The 17,545-nt window shown below is 59.1% G+C and carries 11 protein-coding genes; 5 read left to right on the top strand and 6 right to left on the bottom strand.

Translation table 11 applies throughout. The annotated features are described in order from the left end of the window. Positions 1 to 81: 81 nt before the first annotated feature. The 3 genes from rpoD to J5276_RS03310 form a co-directional block, all read right to left on the bottom strand. Positions 82 to 2,136 (bottom strand): RNA polymerase sigma factor RpoD, encoded by a 2,055-nt coding sequence (gene rpoD, locus J5276_RS03320; RefSeq protein WP_003513359.1) that lies wholly within the window; start codon positions 2,134 to 2,136, stop codon positions 82 to 84. Between the two features lie 394 nt (positions 2,137 to 2,530). Beyond that, positions 2,531 to 4,516, bottom strand: coding sequence for a DNA primase (gene dnaG / locus J5276_RS03315; protein WP_003513370.1), 1,986 nt, complete (start codon positions 4,514 to 4,516; stop codon positions 2,531 to 2,533). A 382-nt stretch (positions 4,517 to 4,898) separates the two neighbouring features. Beyond that, positions 4,899 to 5,348, bottom strand: coding sequence for a GatB/YqeY domain-containing protein (locus J5276_RS03310; protein WP_026330775.1), 450 nt, complete (start codon positions 5,346 to 5,348; stop codon positions 4,899 to 4,901). A 339-nt stretch (positions 5,349 to 5,687) separates the two neighbouring features. Between J5276_RS03310 and carA the strand changes: the two genes are divergently transcribed. Beyond that, positions 5,688 to 6,893 carry a glutamine-hydrolyzing carbamoyl-phosphate synthase small subunit gene (gene carA, locus J5276_RS03305; protein WP_035198637.1) on the top strand — a complete coding sequence of 402 codons (1,206 nt, stop codon included), beginning with the start codon at positions 5,688 to 5,690 and terminating at the stop codon, positions 6,891 to 6,893. Positions 6,894 to 6,932: 39 nt separating this feature from the next. On the opposite strand, the gene J5276_RS03300 is transcribed toward carA, so the two are convergent. Then, the gene (locus J5276_RS03300) at positions 6,933 to 8,330 is read right to left on the bottom strand and encodes an MATE family efflux transporter (RefSeq protein ID WP_013636556.1); all 1,398 of its coding nucleotides are present in this window, start codon (positions 8,328 to 8,330) and stop codon (positions 6,933 to 6,935) included. 328 nt (positions 8,331 to 8,658) lie between these two features. Between J5276_RS03300 and J5276_RS03295 the strand changes: the two genes are divergently transcribed. Together J5276_RS03295 and J5276_RS03290 are read left to right on the top strand one after the other, a co-directional pair. After that, positions 8,659 to 10,749 carry a methyl-accepting chemotaxis protein gene (locus J5276_RS03295; protein ID WP_065687158.1) on the top strand — a complete coding sequence of 697 codons (2,091 nt, stop codon included), beginning with the start codon at positions 8,659 to 8,661 and terminating at the stop codon, positions 10,747 to 10,749. A 200-nt stretch (positions 10,750 to 10,949) separates the two neighbouring features. After that, positions 10,950 to 11,429 (top strand): DUF2938 domain-containing protein, encoded by a 480-nt coding sequence (locus J5276_RS03290; protein WP_111803765.1) that lies wholly within the window; start codon positions 10,950 to 10,952, stop codon positions 11,427 to 11,429. 40 nt (positions 11,430 to 11,469) lie between these two features. On the opposite strand, the gene J5276_RS03285 is transcribed toward J5276_RS03290, so the two are convergent. Then, positions 11,470 to 12,399 (bottom strand): neutral zinc metallopeptidase, encoded by a 930-nt coding sequence (locus tag J5276_RS03285; RefSeq protein ID WP_003513383.1) that lies wholly within the window; start codon positions 12,397 to 12,399, stop codon positions 11,470 to 11,472. Positions 12,400 to 12,494: 95 nt separating this feature from the next. Beyond that, complete coding sequence (locus J5276_RS03280; RefSeq protein WP_003513390.1) at positions 12,495 to 12,983, bottom strand: DUF2306 domain-containing protein; 489 nt, start codon at positions 12,981 to 12,983, stop codon at positions 12,495 to 12,497. 48 nt (positions 12,984 to 13,031) lie between these two features. On the opposite strand from J5276_RS03280, the gene J5276_RS03275 reads away from it, so the two are divergent. Both J5276_RS03275 and carB read left to right on the top strand, forming a co-directional pair. Further along, complete coding sequence (locus tag J5276_RS03275; RefSeq protein ID WP_065687156.1) at positions 13,032 to 13,898, top strand: LytTR family DNA-binding domain-containing protein; 867 nt, start codon at positions 13,032 to 13,034, stop codon at positions 13,896 to 13,898. A 156-nt stretch (positions 13,899 to 14,054) separates the two neighbouring features. After that, the gene (gene carB, locus J5276_RS03270; protein ID WP_003513392.1) at positions 14,055 to 17,543 is read left to right on the top strand and encodes a carbamoyl-phosphate synthase large subunit; all 3,489 of its coding nucleotides are present in this window, start codon (positions 14,055 to 14,057) and stop codon (positions 17,541 to 17,543) included. The last annotated feature ends 2 nt before the right edge of the window (positions 17,544 to 17,545 follow it).

The raw sequence follows: 17,545 nt of genomic DNA, 5'->3' as shown, positions 1-17,545 counted from the left end.
GTCGCAGAGATCGCCAGTGCGGGAAACAAAAAACCCGGCCAGAGGTGACTGACCGGGTTCAATTTTAAAGCAGGCAAAGGCTTAGCTGTCGAGGAAGCTTCTGAGCTTTCTGGAGCGGCTCGGATGCTTCAGCTTGCGCAGTGCCTTCGCCTCGATCTGACGAATACGTTCGCGTGTGACCGAGAACTGCTGGCCGACTTCTTCCAGCGTATGGTCGGTGTTCATGCCGATGCCGAAACGCATGCGCAGAACACGTTCTTCACGCGGCGTCAGCGAGGCGAGAACGCGGGTCGTCGTCTCGCGCAAGTTGGCCTGAATGGCGGCGTCGATAGGCAGCAGCGCGTTCTTGTCTTCGATGAAGTCGCCAAGATGCGAATCCTCTTCGTCACCCACAGGGGTTTCGAGCGAAATCGGCTCCTTGGCGATTTTCAGAACCTTGCGCACCTTTTCAAGCGGCATGGCCAGCTTTTCCGCCAGCTCTTCCGGGGTCGGCTCGCGGCCGATCTCGTGCAGCATCTGGCGCGAGGTGCGAACGATCTTGTTGATCGTCTCGATCATGTGAACCGGAATACGGATCGTGCGCGCCTGGTCGGCGATCGAACGGGTGATCGCCTGTCTGATCCACCATGTCGCATAGGTCGAGAACTTGTAACCACGGCGATATTCGAACTTGTCCACCGCCTTCATCAGGCCAATATTGCCTTCCTGAATGAGATCGAGGAACTGCAGGCCGCGGTTGGTGTATTTCTTGGCGATGGAGATCACGAGACGCAGGTTGGCCTCGACCATCTCCTTCTTGGCGATACGCGCTTCGCGCTCACCCTTCTGTACCATGGAAACGATACGGCGAAATTCGGCGATGGAAATACCGGTTTCCGTCGACAGATTCTGGATTTCCTGACGGATCTCGCGGATCGTGTTGCTTTCCTCGCGGGCGAATTCCTTCCAGCCGCGGGCGGCCAGATTGGCAATCGACTTCATCCAGTTCGGATCGAGTTCCGCACCGTGATACTGCTCGAGGAAGCTGTCGCGCTTGACGCCATAGGATTCCGCAAGGCGCAGCAGCCGGCCCTCGTTCTGCATCAGACGCTTGGAAATATCGTAAAGCTGCTCGACAAGGCTGTCGACACGGTTCTGGTTCAGCGACAGCGACTTCACAGCCGTGATCAACTGGTCCTTGAGATCCTTGTAGCGGCGCTCCTGACCGGAGGACAGGGTCCCCGTGCAGGCAAGGCGAGCTTCGACCTGCTGGTCCTGAAGCTTGCGCAGCTTCTTGTAGGTGTCGGCAATGGTGTCGAGCGTTTCCATGACCTGCGGACGCAGCTCGGCTTCCATCGCGGCAAGCGAAAGGTTGGACTCGTCGTCGTCCTCTTCTTCCTCTTCCGGCGGCAGGCCATCGCCACCCACATCAGTCACATCCTCGTCACCGGAGGGCGCACGCAGTCTGCGGGTCTTTTCCTTCTCTTCGGCGGCCTTGCGGTCCGCCTCGATCTTTTCCGGGCTCTGGAACTGCGGGGCAGCCTTGGCTTCCGGGCCGGAATAGGTGGTTTCGAGATCGATGATCTCGCGCAGAAGCGTCGTGCCTTCGTTGAGTTCGTCGCGCCAGATGATCAGCGCCTGGAACGTCAACGGGCTTTCGCAAAGGCCGGAGATCATCGTTTCGCGGCCGGCCTCGATGCGCTTGGCGATGGCGATTTCGCCTTCGCGCGACAGAAGCTCTACGGAACCCATTTCGCGCAGATACATGCGCACAGGATCGTCGGTACGGTCGGTCGGTTCTTTTTTCTTCGCGGTCGCAAGCGCGGTACCGCCGGAAGGTGCCAGTTCGCCGCCTTCGGACTCTTCGTTATCGGAATCGTCGCTTTCGGCTTCGCCCGGTGCTTCCTCGGCATCCTCGTCCTCGATAACGTTGATGCCCATATCGGACAGCATCGCCATCGTGTCTTCGATCTGCTCGGACGTCACTTCTTCGGACGGCAGGACGGAATTCAGCTCGTCCATCGTCACATAGCCGCGCTTCTTGGCGGCCTTGATCATCTTTTTGACCGCGTCATCCGAAAGATCGAGAAGCGGACCGTCCGTCGCACCGTCGCGTTCGTTTTCTGCTTCTTCGTTTTCTTTGACTTTGGTTGCCATCTATCTCGTCGCTTTCCCTGACGCTAACACCTGTTCCGCCGCATAGCCGTTCGCCTTGAGAGCATCCGGCTGATAACAGCGAATCACTGTCAGACACCTAACGGAGTGATCTTTAATTGCCGATTAACCACGGCAGCCTCAGGCAGAATGCAAAGACAGTGCACCCGAAAATGCTTGCTCATGCAATTTCTATCCGCCAAGGCTCATTCCACCTTACTATTCCTGAATTGGTGATTCCCGCTATTTCCCGCCCCGTCAAGCCTTTGAGGGCGAGACAGCCACGGAAATTCATAAAAAGGGCCGCATTTTGCGAGTTATCACCAGACTACCCCCTATTTAGGGCGCTTGCAGCAAAAGGCAACCCCACACGTCTTTCTATTCTTGGCCGCAGTTCTCAGCCATGGCCGACAGCCGGACCCTTTACCCGGCCGGACATGACGCCGAAACCATCGATGATCGCTTCCTGATTTTCCATTCGGCCGATTTCCAGCTGAACTTCGGCCAGCGCCCGCACCAGAAGCGTGCCGCGTTCGTCGTCCGTCGCCTCGCCTATTTCCCGTTCCAGCTCGCGCTTCTGCCAGAGCAGGGATTTCGTCCTCTTGTGCAGGGAAAGCGCCTGCACATATCCCTCACGCGCATCTTCTAGCGCCGCCTGTTCCGTGGCCGTCCACAGGCGCGCATTGCGCACCTGCTGGTCCATGGTTTTCAAAAGCACCTCGAAACCCTGCTGCGACAGGCGCTCGATCAGCCCTGCCCGCGAAATCTCGGCCGCACTTTCCGCTGCAAAGGTCAGCACAGTCGACCACAGGCGTTGCAGATCGCGGTTCTCGTAATCGATCGCGGCGATCTCGTCATATTCCTCAAGCAGCAGTTCGGGATGGTTGACGATGGTGATGGCGAGAACGCTTTCGCGAAGTGAAGGCTTGGTCTGGTGCCCCCTGACCAGACCCGACTGGGTAAGCCGGTCGGAAATGTTGCTGGCCGGCGCAGCCATGGCTCCACCCCGTCCGGAAGCGTTCCTCTGGAACCCGCGCCCATTACCCTGCTGGCCATCGCGGCGGAAATTTCCACCCTGCGAACCGCCCTGCTGAAAACGCGGCTGGAAGAAGGCATTCAGCCTGTCGCGCATATCCTGCTGGTAAAAACGCCGCACCGCCTCGTCGCCGATGACGGCAACGATCTGCCGCAGCCGGCTTTCAAGCTGGGCACGCTTTTCAGGCGTATCGAAAGTCACCGAAGAGGTCTCGCGGCTCCAGATCATCGCCGCGAGCGGTTTTGCCTCGGAAAGCACACGGTCAAAAGGCGCACGCCCCTCCAGCCGCACGAGATCATCAGGGTCTTTTCCGTCGGGCAAAAGCGCAAAGCTGACCGAACGATCAGGCTTGATATGCGGTAAGGCGAGATCGGCTGCGCGGTTGGCGGCACGAATGCCGGCGCCGTCGCCATCAAAGCAGAGGATCGGCTGCGGCGACATTTTCCACAGGAGCTCAAGCTGGCTTTCCGTCAGCGCCGTGCCGAGCGGGGCGACAGCATTTTCCACACCCGCCTGATAAAGCGCAATGACATCCATATAACCTTCGACGGCAATGACGGTGCCACCGGAAGCCTGCGAGGCGCGCCGCGCACGGGCGAAATTGTAGAGAACATTGCCCTTGTGAAAAAGCTCGGTCTCGTTGGAGTTCAGATATTTGGCCACTGCATCCGCCGCCATGGCGCGGCCGCCGAAAGCGATCACCTTTTCGCGCGACGACAGGATCGGGAACATGATGCGGTCGCGGAAGCGGTCATAGGAAACCGGCACGTTTTCATGCACCACCAGCCCGCAGGCTTCCATCTGTTCGCGCGCCACACCCTTGCTCGCCAGATGCTCCTTTAGCGCATTGCGGCTATCTGGTGCAAAACCGAGCCTGAATGTCTCGATGGTGCGCCCAGTCAGTCCGCGATCGCGCAGATAAGCCCGCGCCCGCGCACCAAGCGCGGTCTGCAACTGATCCTGAAAGAACAGCGTCGCCATTTCCATGACGTCCTGCAACGAGGTGCGCTCGCGCTCGCGCTTCTCAGCCTGCGGATCGGGCTGCGGCATGGAGATGCCGGCCATGTCGGCGATCTGCTGAACGGCTTCGGGGAAACTCAACCCCTCGAGATCGGTGAGAAACCGGAAATGATCGCCGGAAACACCGCAACCGAAACAATGGTATCGCCCCTTGCGATCCTCGCAGTGAAAACTCGGGCTTTTTTCGCCATGGAACGGGCAGCAGGCCCAATAATCGCCCCGCGGCGTATTGGTCTTCTTCTTATCCCAGGACACACGTCTGCCGATCACATCGGAGATGTTCACGCGGTCGCGTATCTCATCGAGAAAAGAATTGGAAAATCGCATGGTTTACCTGTTCGAGGCCAGTCTTTCATATAAGCGCAGAAAGGGGTCAGTACCAAACCCAAAGAACCGGAATACCCGATATTCACAGGCCATCGCACTAAAACCGCATCGCCGCTGTCGCCCGCTTCGGGCAAATTTATGGCAGCGCATCATCACAAAAAATTATGTTTTTGTAATTTGAGCCAACCGTCGCCGAGGTATAAAACATATTCAAAGGCAGCGCCCGGACATTCTTATAAAGCTGCTGACGCCCGCAGGCACGTCCCCCGAAAAACGCCTGCGCGTGACCGCATTTTGATCCGCCGAAATGCGCCTTCGTCGGCAGCAAAAAGGCAGGGCAGCCATGGCTGCCCTGCCTTTACTTTTTCCGAACGGGCGAAAACTACTTCAGCAAATCCTTGACGACGCCGGAGGCTTTCGCGAAGTCGATCTGGCCGGGATAGCGCTCCTTGAGCGCATTCATGCACTTGCCCATGTCACGCAGGCCGGAGGCGCCGGTTTCGCTGATGACGGCCTGGCACAATTCGCGCACCTTTTCGGCCGGAATTTCTTCCGGCATGAATTCCTTGATGATGACGATTTCCTCGCGCTCCTGAGCGGCAAGCTCGGCGCGACCGGCACCATCATAGATGCTGGCGGACTCTTCCCGCTGCTTTACCATCTTGGTCAGGATCTGCATGATCTCGTCGTCGGTGACGGGGTCCTTGCCCACGCCGCGATTGGCAATATCGCGATCCTTGATGGCCGCCTGGATGAGACGCACGGTCGATGTACGCCGGGCGTCACGAGCCTTCAGCGCGTCTTTCAGAGTATTAGCGAACGTGTCGCGCATCATTTCTTCTTCTCCTTGGGAAAGTGCATTCCGCAGCTTCTCGACACGGAAACTTTCCACCTTATTTTTCGAAACGACATAACCGAGCAAACCCGCTCAAGCAAATCAAATGCATAAGCCTTTGAATGTGCGAAGGTTTAATTCCGCGTAAATCTCGAGCCTGCGGTTGACCGTTTAAGCAGCTTTCGTTATTTTCCGGCACCTGCACGAGATTTTAACGAAGGGTCAAAACGCGAGTTTTTCGCGCGCCCCTTTATGTCACGAAGCCTGCGACAAAAAATGGCCCCTCTCCCCCTGCCTTTCAAGAGGCGGGGTGCGAAGCGGCAGAAACGGAACGAGATGACCGAGACAGCGCCCTGGACTACCCGCAAACCGACCGCAATGCTTGTTCTTGCCGATGGCACAGTGATCGAAGGAACGGGGATCGGCGCAACCGGCAAAGTACAGGCCGAAGTCTGCTTCAACACCGCACTGACCGGTTACGAAGAAATCCTGACCGATCCGTCCTATCTCGGCCAGATCGTCACCTTCACCTTCCCGCACATCGGCAATGTCGGCACCAATGAGGAAGACATCGAAGACCTGACGCCAGCCGCCCGCCGGGGCGCAGTCGGCGTCATCTTCAAGGCCGACATCACCGACCCTTCGAACTTCCGCGCCGCCAAGCATCTGGATGCCTGGCTGAAAGCCCGCGGCGTCATCGGCCTTTGCGGCATCGACACGCGCGCGCTGACGGCATGGATACGCGAAAACGGTGCACCGAACGCGGTGATCGCCCATGATCCCAACGGCGTGTTCGACATCGAGGCGCTGAAGGCGGAAGCCAAGGCATGGAGCGGTCTCGTCGGCCTCGACCTCGCCATCGAAGCCACATCCGGCCAATCCTCCACCTGGACGGAAACGCCTTGGGTTTGGAACGAGGGTTACGGCACGCTGAGTGAAGCCGATGCGAAGTACCATGTCGTCTGCGTGGATTTCGGCGTCAAGCGCAACATCCTGCGCCTCTTCGCCGGTCTCGATTGCAAGGTCACGGTGGTTCCGGCCCAGACATCCGCCGAAGACATTCTGGCATTGAAGCCGGATGGCGTTTTCCTTTCCAACGGTCCGGGAGATCCGGCCGCGACAGGCGAATATGCCGTACCGGTCATTCAGAACCTCATCAACAGCGACCTGCCGATCTTCGGCATCTGCCTCGGCCACCAGATGCTTGGCCTGGCCGTCGGCGCCAAGACTGAAAAGATGCACCAGGGCCACCACGGCGCCAACCATCCGGTCAAGGACTTCACCACCGGCAAGGTGGAAATCGTTTCCATGAACCATGGTTTTGCGGTTGACGCCAAGTCGCTGCCTGATGGCGTCGAAGAAACCCACACGTCGCTGTTCGACGGCACCAATTGCGGCCTGCGCATCGTCGGCAAGCCGGTCTTCTCCGTCCAGCACCATCCGGAAGCATCGCCCGGCCCGCAGGACAGCCACTATCTCTTCCGCCGCTTCGTCAACCTGCTGCGCGAGAGACAAGGTGAGGCAGCGCTCGCCGAGCGCTGAGACATCTTCGGAAAATCAGGAAAAATATACGGCCCGCTTTCAGCGGGCCGTTTTCATTTCACGCTTCACCAGAATGACGAAACGTATAGTCAGGAGAACGGCCGCCGTCGAAAGGCCGATCACGAAACCGAACCAGACGCCGCGTCCGCCAAAGCCGAGCGGAAAGGCCATGGTCCAGGCCAGCGCCAGCCCGATCGGCCAATAGGAAATCAGCGCCAGCATCGCCGGAATGCGCGCATCCTTCAATCCGCGCAGCAAACCTGCTGTCACGGCCTGGATACCATCGACCAGCTGGAAGATGCCGGCGATCACCACGAGGCTGCTTGCGTAGGCAAGCACTTCCGCCGCTTCCGGCAACTTCGCGTCAAGAAACCACTTCGCCAGAAATTCCGGAACAGCCGCAAACAGGATGCCGCCGCAAACGGCAATGCCGCAGGCAATCGCGTAGACCATGATGGCGGCGCGCACGAGGTTCCTGAAATCACCCTGACCGAACGCGACACCGACCCTCACGGTCGCCGCCTGCGACAGGCCGAGCGGGATCATGAAAGCGATGGAGGCAAGCTGCAGAGCGATGCCATGCGCCGCAAGCTGCACGGTGCCAATCTGTCCCATCAGGATCGAAGCCGCCGCAAACAGCGTCACTTCGGCAAGGATGGTGATGCTGATCGGCAGGCCAAGGCGCAGCACTTCGAACAGCGCATGCCAGTCCGGCCGCCAGAAGCGCACGAACAGCTCGTATTTCCTGGTTTCCTCACGCGTCTGCACATAAGCGACGATGAAGATGAAGCTGAAGGCATTGACGATGACGGCAACGACAGCCGCGCCGTTCATGCCCATCACCGGCAATCCGAAATGGCCGAAGACCAGCGCATAGGCCATCAAACCGTTCATCACCAACATGATGATGGTGACATACAGAATGATACCAGCACGGCCGATGGCACTGACAAGCCCGCGCAGCACGTAAAAAAGCAGCGCCGGCAAAAGGCCGAACTTGGCGATGGCGAGATAATGGCCGGTCAACGCCGCAACTTCGGGGTTTTGCCCGAGATAGACCAGAATGCGCTCGGCGTTGAAGAATATCGGCAAGGCCAGAATCCAGTAGGCGATTGCCACCCACATGCCCATGCGCAGCGAGCGGCGGGCAGCCGTCGCATCGCCCTGCCCGTAAGCCTGCGCTACCATTGGCACCACGGCCACGGAAAATCCCGAGCCGAAAATGAAGACAACGAAGAAGAACTGCCCGGCCAGCACCATGGCCGCCAGCTTCTCAGCTCCGAGCTGACCGACGATGACCATATCTGTAGTGTGGATGCCAAGCTGCGCGAGCTGCGCACCGACAAGCGGGATTCCAAGCGCAAGCGTAGCCTTGAAATGCGAAAGCCACGACCCCGATCCAGAGGGAACGGTTTCTGCAACAACCGACGAAGACATTGTAATTCACCTGAATTTTGGCCATTGCCCGCGAATTGCGCAATGGCAGCAGGTGATGAATAAAATATTCCCTTCCTGCACGCAACCTTTGCGGATCAATGATCAAAATTTACGCAGAACGGCAATTTTACGTCCACTTGGGCCGAAACGGCCTGACATATAACAAATTTAGCCGAATTTTACCATTTCGCTTTACGCATTAGAATATCGCGAAGTTCTTTCAAACCATAAGCTGCATGACGCAGAATATTCCCGCCATTGAGGCATGTCTTTCCATTATTTTCCGAGATGAGCCGAATGGGCACATCTGGTTCCAAGGACGTGTAGCTTGCCCAAAAAAACCAATCTCATGACGCGCATTCTGTTTGCGGCGTCATCGCTTGTCGTCGCCGCTTTTGCCGGCTTTTCCTTCTATATAGACAGTCTTCAACACCAGGTGACAACGCAAGCCGTGGCGGAAAATATCGATTCGTCCGGCAAGCAGGCAGCGCAAAGCATCGCCAACTGGCTGAACGGCCGCATCATGCTGACCGAAACGGTTGCGAAGACGCTCGCCAAGCTCCCAGATGACGACGCCAAGCTGCAGTTCCTCCAGAACGACGTGCTGACGGCTCAGTTCATGTCCACCTATTTCGGCAATGCTGAAAGCGGCAGTTTCACGACTTTCCCGAAATTGCCATTGCCGGAAGGCTACGACCCGCGCAAGCGTCCCTGGTATCTGGACGCCGTCAAGGCCGGCAAGCCAGTACTGACCGAGCCCTATAGCGATGCGTCGACCGGCGGCCTTATCATCACTGCCGCCATTCCCGTGTCCATCGACGGCAAGCTGGCCGGCGTGACGGGTAGCGACTTCTCGCTGGATTCGCTTGTATCGATGATCAAGTCGGTGGATGCCGGCAAGGATGGATACGCCTTCCTCGTCAGCAAGGACGGCAAGATCCTCATGCATCCCGATGCGAAATTCGTCGACAAGCCGCTGACCGATCTCTTCAAGGTTGATACACCGGCAATTTCTTCCGCGATTTCGCAAACCGAGATCGACGGCAAGGGCAAGATCACCAGCTTCATTCCCGTCGCCGGTCTGCCCTCGGTCGATTGGTATCTCGGTTTCGTTGTCGATTCCGACGTCGCCTACAGCGCGATCGGCCAATTTCGCCTCGCGGCAACCATCGCCACGATCCTTGCCGCCGCGATCATGATCGCCCTGCTGGCAACCGTTCTCAGCCGTTTCATTGTTCGCCCCGTCACGCAGATGACTGCTGCCATGGAAAGGCTTGCCGCCGGCAATCTCGATGTCGCCATTCCCGGCCAGGAGCGCAGTGACCAGATCGGCTCGATGGCTGCGGCGGTTGCCGTATTCAAATCGAACGCCACGGAACGTCTGCGTCTTGAAGGCGACGCCGAACAGAACCGCACGCTTTCCGAACAGGAGCGCAACGACCGCGAACGACTGGCGGCGAAAGACGCGGCCGACATCCAGTTCGCAGTCGATTCGCTGGCAAAGGGACTGACGCACCTTTCGAACGGCGACCTCAACTACCGGATCGAGACACCTTTCGTGACCCGCATCGACCGCTTGCGCGACGACTTCAACAACTCCGTCGCCAAGCTGAACGTTGCCTTGAGCACAGTCGGCCAGAATGCACGCGCAATCGATGCCGGTGCTGGAGAAATCCGCCAGTCTGCCGACGACCTGGCCAAGCGCACCGAGCAGCAGGCCGCCTCTGTCGAGGAGACTGCGGCCGCGCTTGAGGAAATAACCACGACGGTCAAGGATTCCGCCCGCCGTGCCGAAGAGGTAGGCCGTCTGGTCGACCGCACGCGCAACAACGCCGAGCAGTCCGGCATCATCGTCGAGGACGCTGTTCGTGCCATGGAAGGCATCGAAAAATCGTCGTCGGAGATCAGCAACATCATTGGCGTGATCGACGAAATCGCCTTCCAGACGAACCTGCTTGCGCTGAATGCCGGCGTGGAAGCCGCCCGCGCCGGTGAGGCAGGCAAGGGTTTTGCCGTCGTCGCACAGGAAGTGCGCGAGCTTGCCCAGCGCTCTGCAAATGCCGCGAAGGAGATCAAGACGCTGATCAACGCCTCAACATCGCAGGTGCAATCCGGTGTCGATCTCGTCGGCAATGCCGGCAAGGCGCTGGAAACCATCGTGCGCGAAGTCCAGGAGATCAACCGCCACATCGACGCCATCGTAACGTCGTCGCGCGAACAGTCCACCGGACTTCAGGAAATCAACACCGCCATCAACACCATCGATCAGGGCACCCAGCAGAATGCCGCCATGGTCGAAGAACAGACTGCGGCAAGCCACGGCCTCGCCTCGGAAGCGGCGGCGCTCAACGAATTGCTTGCGCAGTTCCAGCTCGCCACGGCAACACGGCGGCAGGCTGAATATGGGCGTGCCGCGTAGAGCGAAAATAGCTCACTGGTGAGACAATCGCACCGTTACCCCGGATCCAGTCCGGCATGACGGAGGAGACGTTTCAGTCTTCATTATGGCCGGAGCGATCCGGCCATTTTTCTTGTCCGCCCTCAGCACGCGAAAAACCCTGTTCCCGCCACTCACACGATCAGCTAGAGCTTGGTCGATCATGATTTGCGGAGGGATCTATGCTGGATTTGATTTGGCGCGGTATTGCCATGGGGGTGGGTGGCACCGTGTTTATGGATATATGGGCGATTGTGCTGCACCGGTTTTTCGGCCAGTCCGCCCCGAACTGGGCACCGGTCGGCCGCTGGTTCTGGCATGTGCCGAAAGGCAGGATATTCCACGATACTATCGCGACGGCCGCACCTTACGAGCATGAACTGGCGCTTGGCTGGGTCTCGCATTATGCCGTCGGCATTCTCTACGGCATCATTCTCGCCCTGATAGTGCCGACCTCGTGGTTTTCAGAGCCGTCCTTCATTCAGCCTTGGATCGTGGGCATCGTCACGGTCGGCGCGGGCTGGTTCCTGCTACAACCTGGCCTCGGCATCGGCTGGGCGGCATCGAAGACGCCGAACCCGAACAAGGTTCGCTTTCTCAACCTCGTTGCCCATACGATCTTCGCGCTTGGCATGTATGCCGTGGCGCTGTTGATGCGCTGAATAAAAAGGGGGCTGAAAAGCCCCCTCGCTCATTTGGTTCTCAGATATTCGCCGAGAAGGTGTCGCAGTCCTCGACGCGTCCGTTCTGGAAGCCGCGCTTGAACCATTCCATGCGCTGCGCCGACGTACCGTGGTTGAAACTGTCAGGCACCACATATCCTTGCGTCTGCTTCTGCAGGGTGTCGTCGCCGATCTGGTGGGCAGCGTTGAGTGCTTCCTCAAGGTCACCAGTTTCCAGAATGCCCTTCTGTTCGGTGAACTTGCCCCAGATCCCGGCATAACAATCGGCCTGAAGCTCCACACGCACCGACATCTTGTTGGCGTCCACCTGGCTCATGGACTGGCGGCGGCGGTTGAACTCCGGCAGGACACCGGTCAGGTTCTGGACGTGGTGGCCCACCTCATGCGCAATAACGTAAGCCTGCGCGAAATCGCCAGACGCGCCGAAACGCTTATCCAGTTCACTGAAAAAACTGGTGTCGAGATAGACCTTTCGGTCACCAGGGCAATAGAACGGGCCGCTGGCCGCAGAGGCAGAACCGCAGGCAGACGCAACCTGCCCGGAAAACAGCACAAGGGTCGGTTTCTGATAGGTCTCGCCGGCGGACTGGAAAATGCCGCTCCAGGTATCTTCCGTCTCAGCCAGCACGGTGCGCACGAAAGCCGTCGTCTCGTCGGACGATTGGCCCTGCGGCCGAGTGCCCGCCTGCTGGCCGGATTGCTGCGTGGTACCGCCCCCATCCAGTGAAATGTCTCCGCCCGAAAGCAGCGTCAGCGGATTGATGCCAAGCACCCAGCTGATCAGCAGGATCAGCAGAAGACCGCCAATGCCGATGCCGCCGCCGCGGCGCCCGATCGGCACGCGCATTCCGCCACGCGAAAAAGGATCGTTGCCGGATGGCCCCGATCCCGCCGACATGCCGCGCCGATCCTCGATATTGTCCGACTGGCGGCGCCCTCTCCATTCCATGCTTTTCTCTCCGCAAACGTCGCCTCAACAGGCAACCTTATAACGGCACTATAATACATCTTGTTCCGGAAGAAAGCGGAGGTGGGTGCATTCGTTCAGGAGGCTCGCCGCCTTTGCGTGAAGACGGTCAGAGACAGCAGGGCAAACACGAACACGCCCGCGAAAAGCACCACAAGACCCGGCTGACCGTCACCGAAAGCAACCTCGTGAATGATCCGCCCCGGAACAAAGGTGAAACCGCCTGCGATGACGATACCACCGAGATAAACACTCTGCATGATCCTCATATGGCGCCTGATTTCGCCCCTGCGTGCGAAAAGGACCGATTGCAGACAGCCATATATGGTGAGAACCGATAAAAGATGGATCGGGCTGAAACCGTAAAACACCCTCAATTCATGAATGAAGAAGGTCGAAACGGACGTCATGACCATCAGCGTCACCCAGATCCTGCCGAGTAGCCGGTGGATGGCGGTTCCTTTGGGGCGAAGGAAAATGAAGGCACCGAGAATCGCGGCCGGAACAACGGTGGCGACATGGAATTGCACGGCAAGCGGTGCGTCTAGCAAAGGCTGGAGTGACATGGTGAAGCGTTTTGACCCGGTTGAAATTATCGCTAACTTCGGCAAAACATGCGCGAAAGAAAAACGCATTGGCGTCAACCGCAGGAAAACTTCGTGGATCACCTCTCTTTGCAGTCCACGCTTCGTGAAATGCACGCCATCCTGCAATCGCGCAGACTGTGGCTGACCTTCCTTGCCATATTGGCGATCTTCATTCTGACCGGCCCTTTCGGGACAAGTGAGACCATGAGTTTCGCCGACCGGCTGCTTTACTGGACAATCGTTCAGGCTGGCGCATGGACGTTCGCAATATCCTTTTCCATCCTCGCCAACACCATCCTTGCCAGCAGCATTGAAAATATGCTGACACGCATGATGATCGGCTCGCTGACGGCAGCCCTGCCCATCGGGCTGCTGCTTTCCATCATGAACCAAATCTTTTCCGGCAGGGAAATGGGTTTCGCTGCCTTTCTGAAAAGCAGCCTGTCGGCCCTGCCGCTCTGCGCCATCTTTTGCCTGCTGAGCTACCTCACGGCCTGCCAGTCACGCGCAACGGCAACGGATGCCGTTGCGGACCCGAATGGAGATGCCAAAGGTGAGGTGAAAAGCATCGCGCCGCTGCTGGAGCGGCTGCCGCCGCAAAAGCGCGGAGAATTGCTGCGGCTGTCGGTGCAGGACCACTATACCGAAATCGTCACCACGCGCGGCCATCAGCTCGTTCTGCTGCGTTTTGCCGATGCGCTGAAAGAAATAGGCCTCACGGAAGGCTTGCAGGTGCACCGTTCCCACTGGATTGCCATTTCCGACGTCGTCTCGTTGCGTAAACAGGCTGGCCGTCTGCACGTCATTACAAGAGACGGCTCGGAAATACCCGTCAGCCGCTCCCATAGCGCGGCCGTGCAGGCCCGTTTCGCCGCGCATACACCGGCGGGTTAAGAGTTTCTGTCGATTCCGGAATTTATGGGGTTCCGTTCTCAAAAACATTTGCCTATAAGCCGCTTCTAGCCTGAAAACTTTGAATTGCGCGCCCCGGCCGGTGATCTTTCACCCTGGCTGGTGTTTTGCGCAACCAAAACGCGGAACGAGAGAGCCATGCCGAAGCGCCAAGATATCAAGTCCATCCTCATCATTGGCGCAGGACCGATCGTCATCGGCCAAGCATGTGAATTCGACTATTCCGGCACCCAGGCCTGCAAGGCGCTGAAGGAAGAGGGTTACCGGGTCATTCTGGTCAACTCCAACCCGGCCACCATCATGACCGATCCGGGCCTCGCCGACGCAACCTATGTCGAGCCGATCACCCCGGAAGTCGTCGCCAAGATCATCGCCAAGGAACGTCCGGACGCGCTGCTTCCCACCATGGGCGGCCAGACCGCGCTCAACACCGCGCTGTCCCTGAAGCGCATGGGCGTTCTCGACCGCTACAATGTGGAAATGATCGGCGCCAAGCCCGAAGCCATCGACATGGCCGAAGACCGCGCCCTCTTCCGCGAGGCCATGGCTCGCATCGGCCTCGAAACGCCGAAGTCCATGCTGGCCAACGCCACTGAAATCAAGGACGCCGACCGCAAGAAGCACGAAGCTGCCCGCGCCGAACTCAAGGCGAAGCTTTCCGGTGCGGAACTGGACAAGGCGCTGGACGATCTGGAAAACCAGTGGAACCTTGGCGAGACCGACCGCAAGCAGCGTTACATGGCGCATGCGATTGCAATCGCCGCCCAGGCGATCGACCATGTCGGCCTGCCAGCCATCATCCGCCCGTCCTTCACGCTCGGCGGCACCGGCGGCGGCATTGCCTATAATCGCTCCGAATTCTTCGACATCGTCTCGGGCGGCCTCGACGCTTCGCCGACCACCGAGGTGCTGGTCGAAGAATCGGTTCTCGGCTGGAAGGAATATGAGATGGAAGTGGTCCGCGACACCGCGGACAATTGCATCATCATCTGCTCCATCGAAAACATCGATCCGATGGGCGTCCACACCGGCGATTCCATCACCGTTGCGCCAGCGCTGACGCTGACCGACAAGGAATACCAGATCATGCGCAACGCCTCGATTGCGGTGCTGCGTGAGATCGGCGTGGAAACCGGCGGCTCGAACGTGCAGTTCGCCGTCAACCCGAAAGACGGCCGCCTCGTCGTCATCGAAATGAACCCGCGCGTTTCGCGCTCGTCTGCTCTCGCCTCCAAGGCGACCGGCTTCCCGATCGCCAAGATCGCCGCCAAGCTCGCCATCGGCTATACGCTCGACGAGCTGGAAAACGATATCACCGGCGGCGCGACGCCTGCCTCGTTCGAACCGTCGATCGACTACGTCGTCACCAAGATCCCGCGTTTCGCCTTCGAGAAGTTCCCGGGCGCCTCGCCGATCCTCACAACGGCCATGAAGTCCGTCGGTGAAGTCATGGCCATCGGCCGCACCTTCGCAGAATCGCTGCAGAAGGCGCTGCGCGGCATGGAAACCGGCCTCACCGGTCTCGATGAAATCGAAATCCCCGGCTTTGAAGAGGGCGAAGGCTCCAAGAACGCCATCCGCGCCGCCATCGGCACGCCGACGCCGGATCGCCTGCGCATGGTCGCCCAGGCGCTGCGTATGGGAATGACGGAAGAGGAAGTCCACGAAAACTCGAAGATCGACCCCTGGTTCATCGCCCAGTTCAAGGCAATTGTGGACATGGAAGCCCGTGTCCGTGAGCAAGGCCTGCCGCAGGACGCAGAGAACCTGCGCATGCTCAAAGCCATGGGCTTTTCCGACGCCCGCCTGGCAATTCTGACGGGCAAGCGCCCGAAGGAAGTGGCCGAACTGCGCAACAGCCTCAATGTTCGCCCGGTCTTCAAGCGCATCGATACCTGCGCGGCAGAATTCGCCTCGCCCACCGCCTACATGTATTCGACCTATGAAATCCCCTTCGTCGGCGCCGCCCGCTCTGAAGCGCAGGTTTCCGACCGCAAGAAGGTCGTCATCCTCGGCGGCGGTCCGAACCGTATCGGCCAGGGCATCGAGTTCGACTATTGCTGCTGCCATGCTGCCTTCGCGCTGAAGGATGCAGGCTTCGAAGCGATCATGATCAACTGCAACCCGGAAACGGTTTCGACCGACTACGACACCTCCGACCGCCTCTATTTCGAACCGCTGACGGCCGAAGACGTGATCGAGATCATGCGCGCCGAACAGGAAAAGGGCGAACTGGTCGGCGTCATCGTGCAGTTCGGCGGCCAGACGCCGCTGAAGCTGGCCGAAGCGCTGGAAAAGAACGGTATCCCGATCCTCGGCACCGCGCCTGACATGATCGACCTTGCCGAAGACCGCGACCGTTTCCAGAAGCTGCTGATGAAGCTCGACCTCGCCCAGCCGAACAACGGCATCGCCTATTCGGTTGAACAGGCGCGCCTCGTCGCTTCGGAAATCGGCTTCCCGCTGGTCGTCCGTCCTTCCTATGTTCTGGGTGGCCGCGCCATGCAGATCATCCATTCGGAAGGCCAGCTCCAGACCTATCTGCTCGACACGGTTCCGGGCCTCGTGCCAGAGGACATCAAGCAGCGTTACCCGAACGACAAGACCGGCCAGATCAACACCCTGCTCGGCAAGAACCCGCTTCTGTTCGACAGCTACCTGACCAACGCCGTCGAAGTCGACGTCGATGCACTGTGCGACGGCGAAAACGTCTTCGTGTCGGGCATCATGGAGCACATCGAAGAAGCCGGTATCCACTCGGGCGACTCGGCCTGCTCGCTGCCGTCCCGTTCGCTGAGCAAGGAAACCCTCGACGAGCTGGAACGCCAGACGACGGCGCTTGCAAAGGCGCTCAACGTCGGTGGCCTGATGAACGTTCAGTACGCGATCAAGGACGGCACGATCTACGTTCTCGAAGTCAACCCGCGCGCCTCGCGCACGGTGCCCTTCGTTGCAAAAACCATCGGTGCGCCGATCGCCAAGATCGCTGCCCGCGTCATGGCCGGCGAAAAGCTTGATGCGGCGATTGCCGCTTACGGCAAGAAACCCGACCCGCGCAACCTGAAGCACATCGCCGTCAAGGAAGCCGTTTTCCCGTTCGCCCGCTTCCCCGGCGTCGACATTCTGCTCGGACCGGAAATGCGCTCGACCGGCGAAGTTATCGGCCTCGACACCGATTTCGCACTCGCCTTCGCCAAGAGCCAGCTCGGCGCCGGCGTCGACCTGCCGCGCTCCGGCACCGTCTTCGTCTCGGTGCGCGACGACGACAAGGACCGCGTGTTGCCCGCAATCCGTATTCTGGTCGAGAGCGGCTTCAGGGTACTGGCAACCGGCGGCACCCAGCGTTTCCTTGCTGAACAGGGCATCAACGCCGAGAAGATCAACAAGGTGCAGGAAGGTCGTCCGCATATCGAAGACGCCATCCGCAACCGGCAGGTCCAGCTGGTCATCAACACCACCGACAGCAACAAGGCGATTTCCGACTCGAAGTCGCTGCGCCGCGCAACGCTGATGCAGAAGGTGCCCTACTACACGACGATGGCCGGTGCGGAAGCAGCAGCCCTTGCCATCAAGGCGCTTAAGGCCGGCAATCTGGAAGTGAAGCCCTTGCAGAGCTACTTCCTGTAAAA

The sequence above is a fragment of the Agrobacterium sp. S7/73 genome, assembly GCF_019355535.1.
Classification (GTDB): Bacteria; Pseudomonadota; Alphaproteobacteria; order Rhizobiales; family Rhizobiaceae; genus Agrobacterium; species Agrobacterium tumefaciens.
This window is presented reverse-complemented; position numbering and strand designations above follow the sequence as displayed.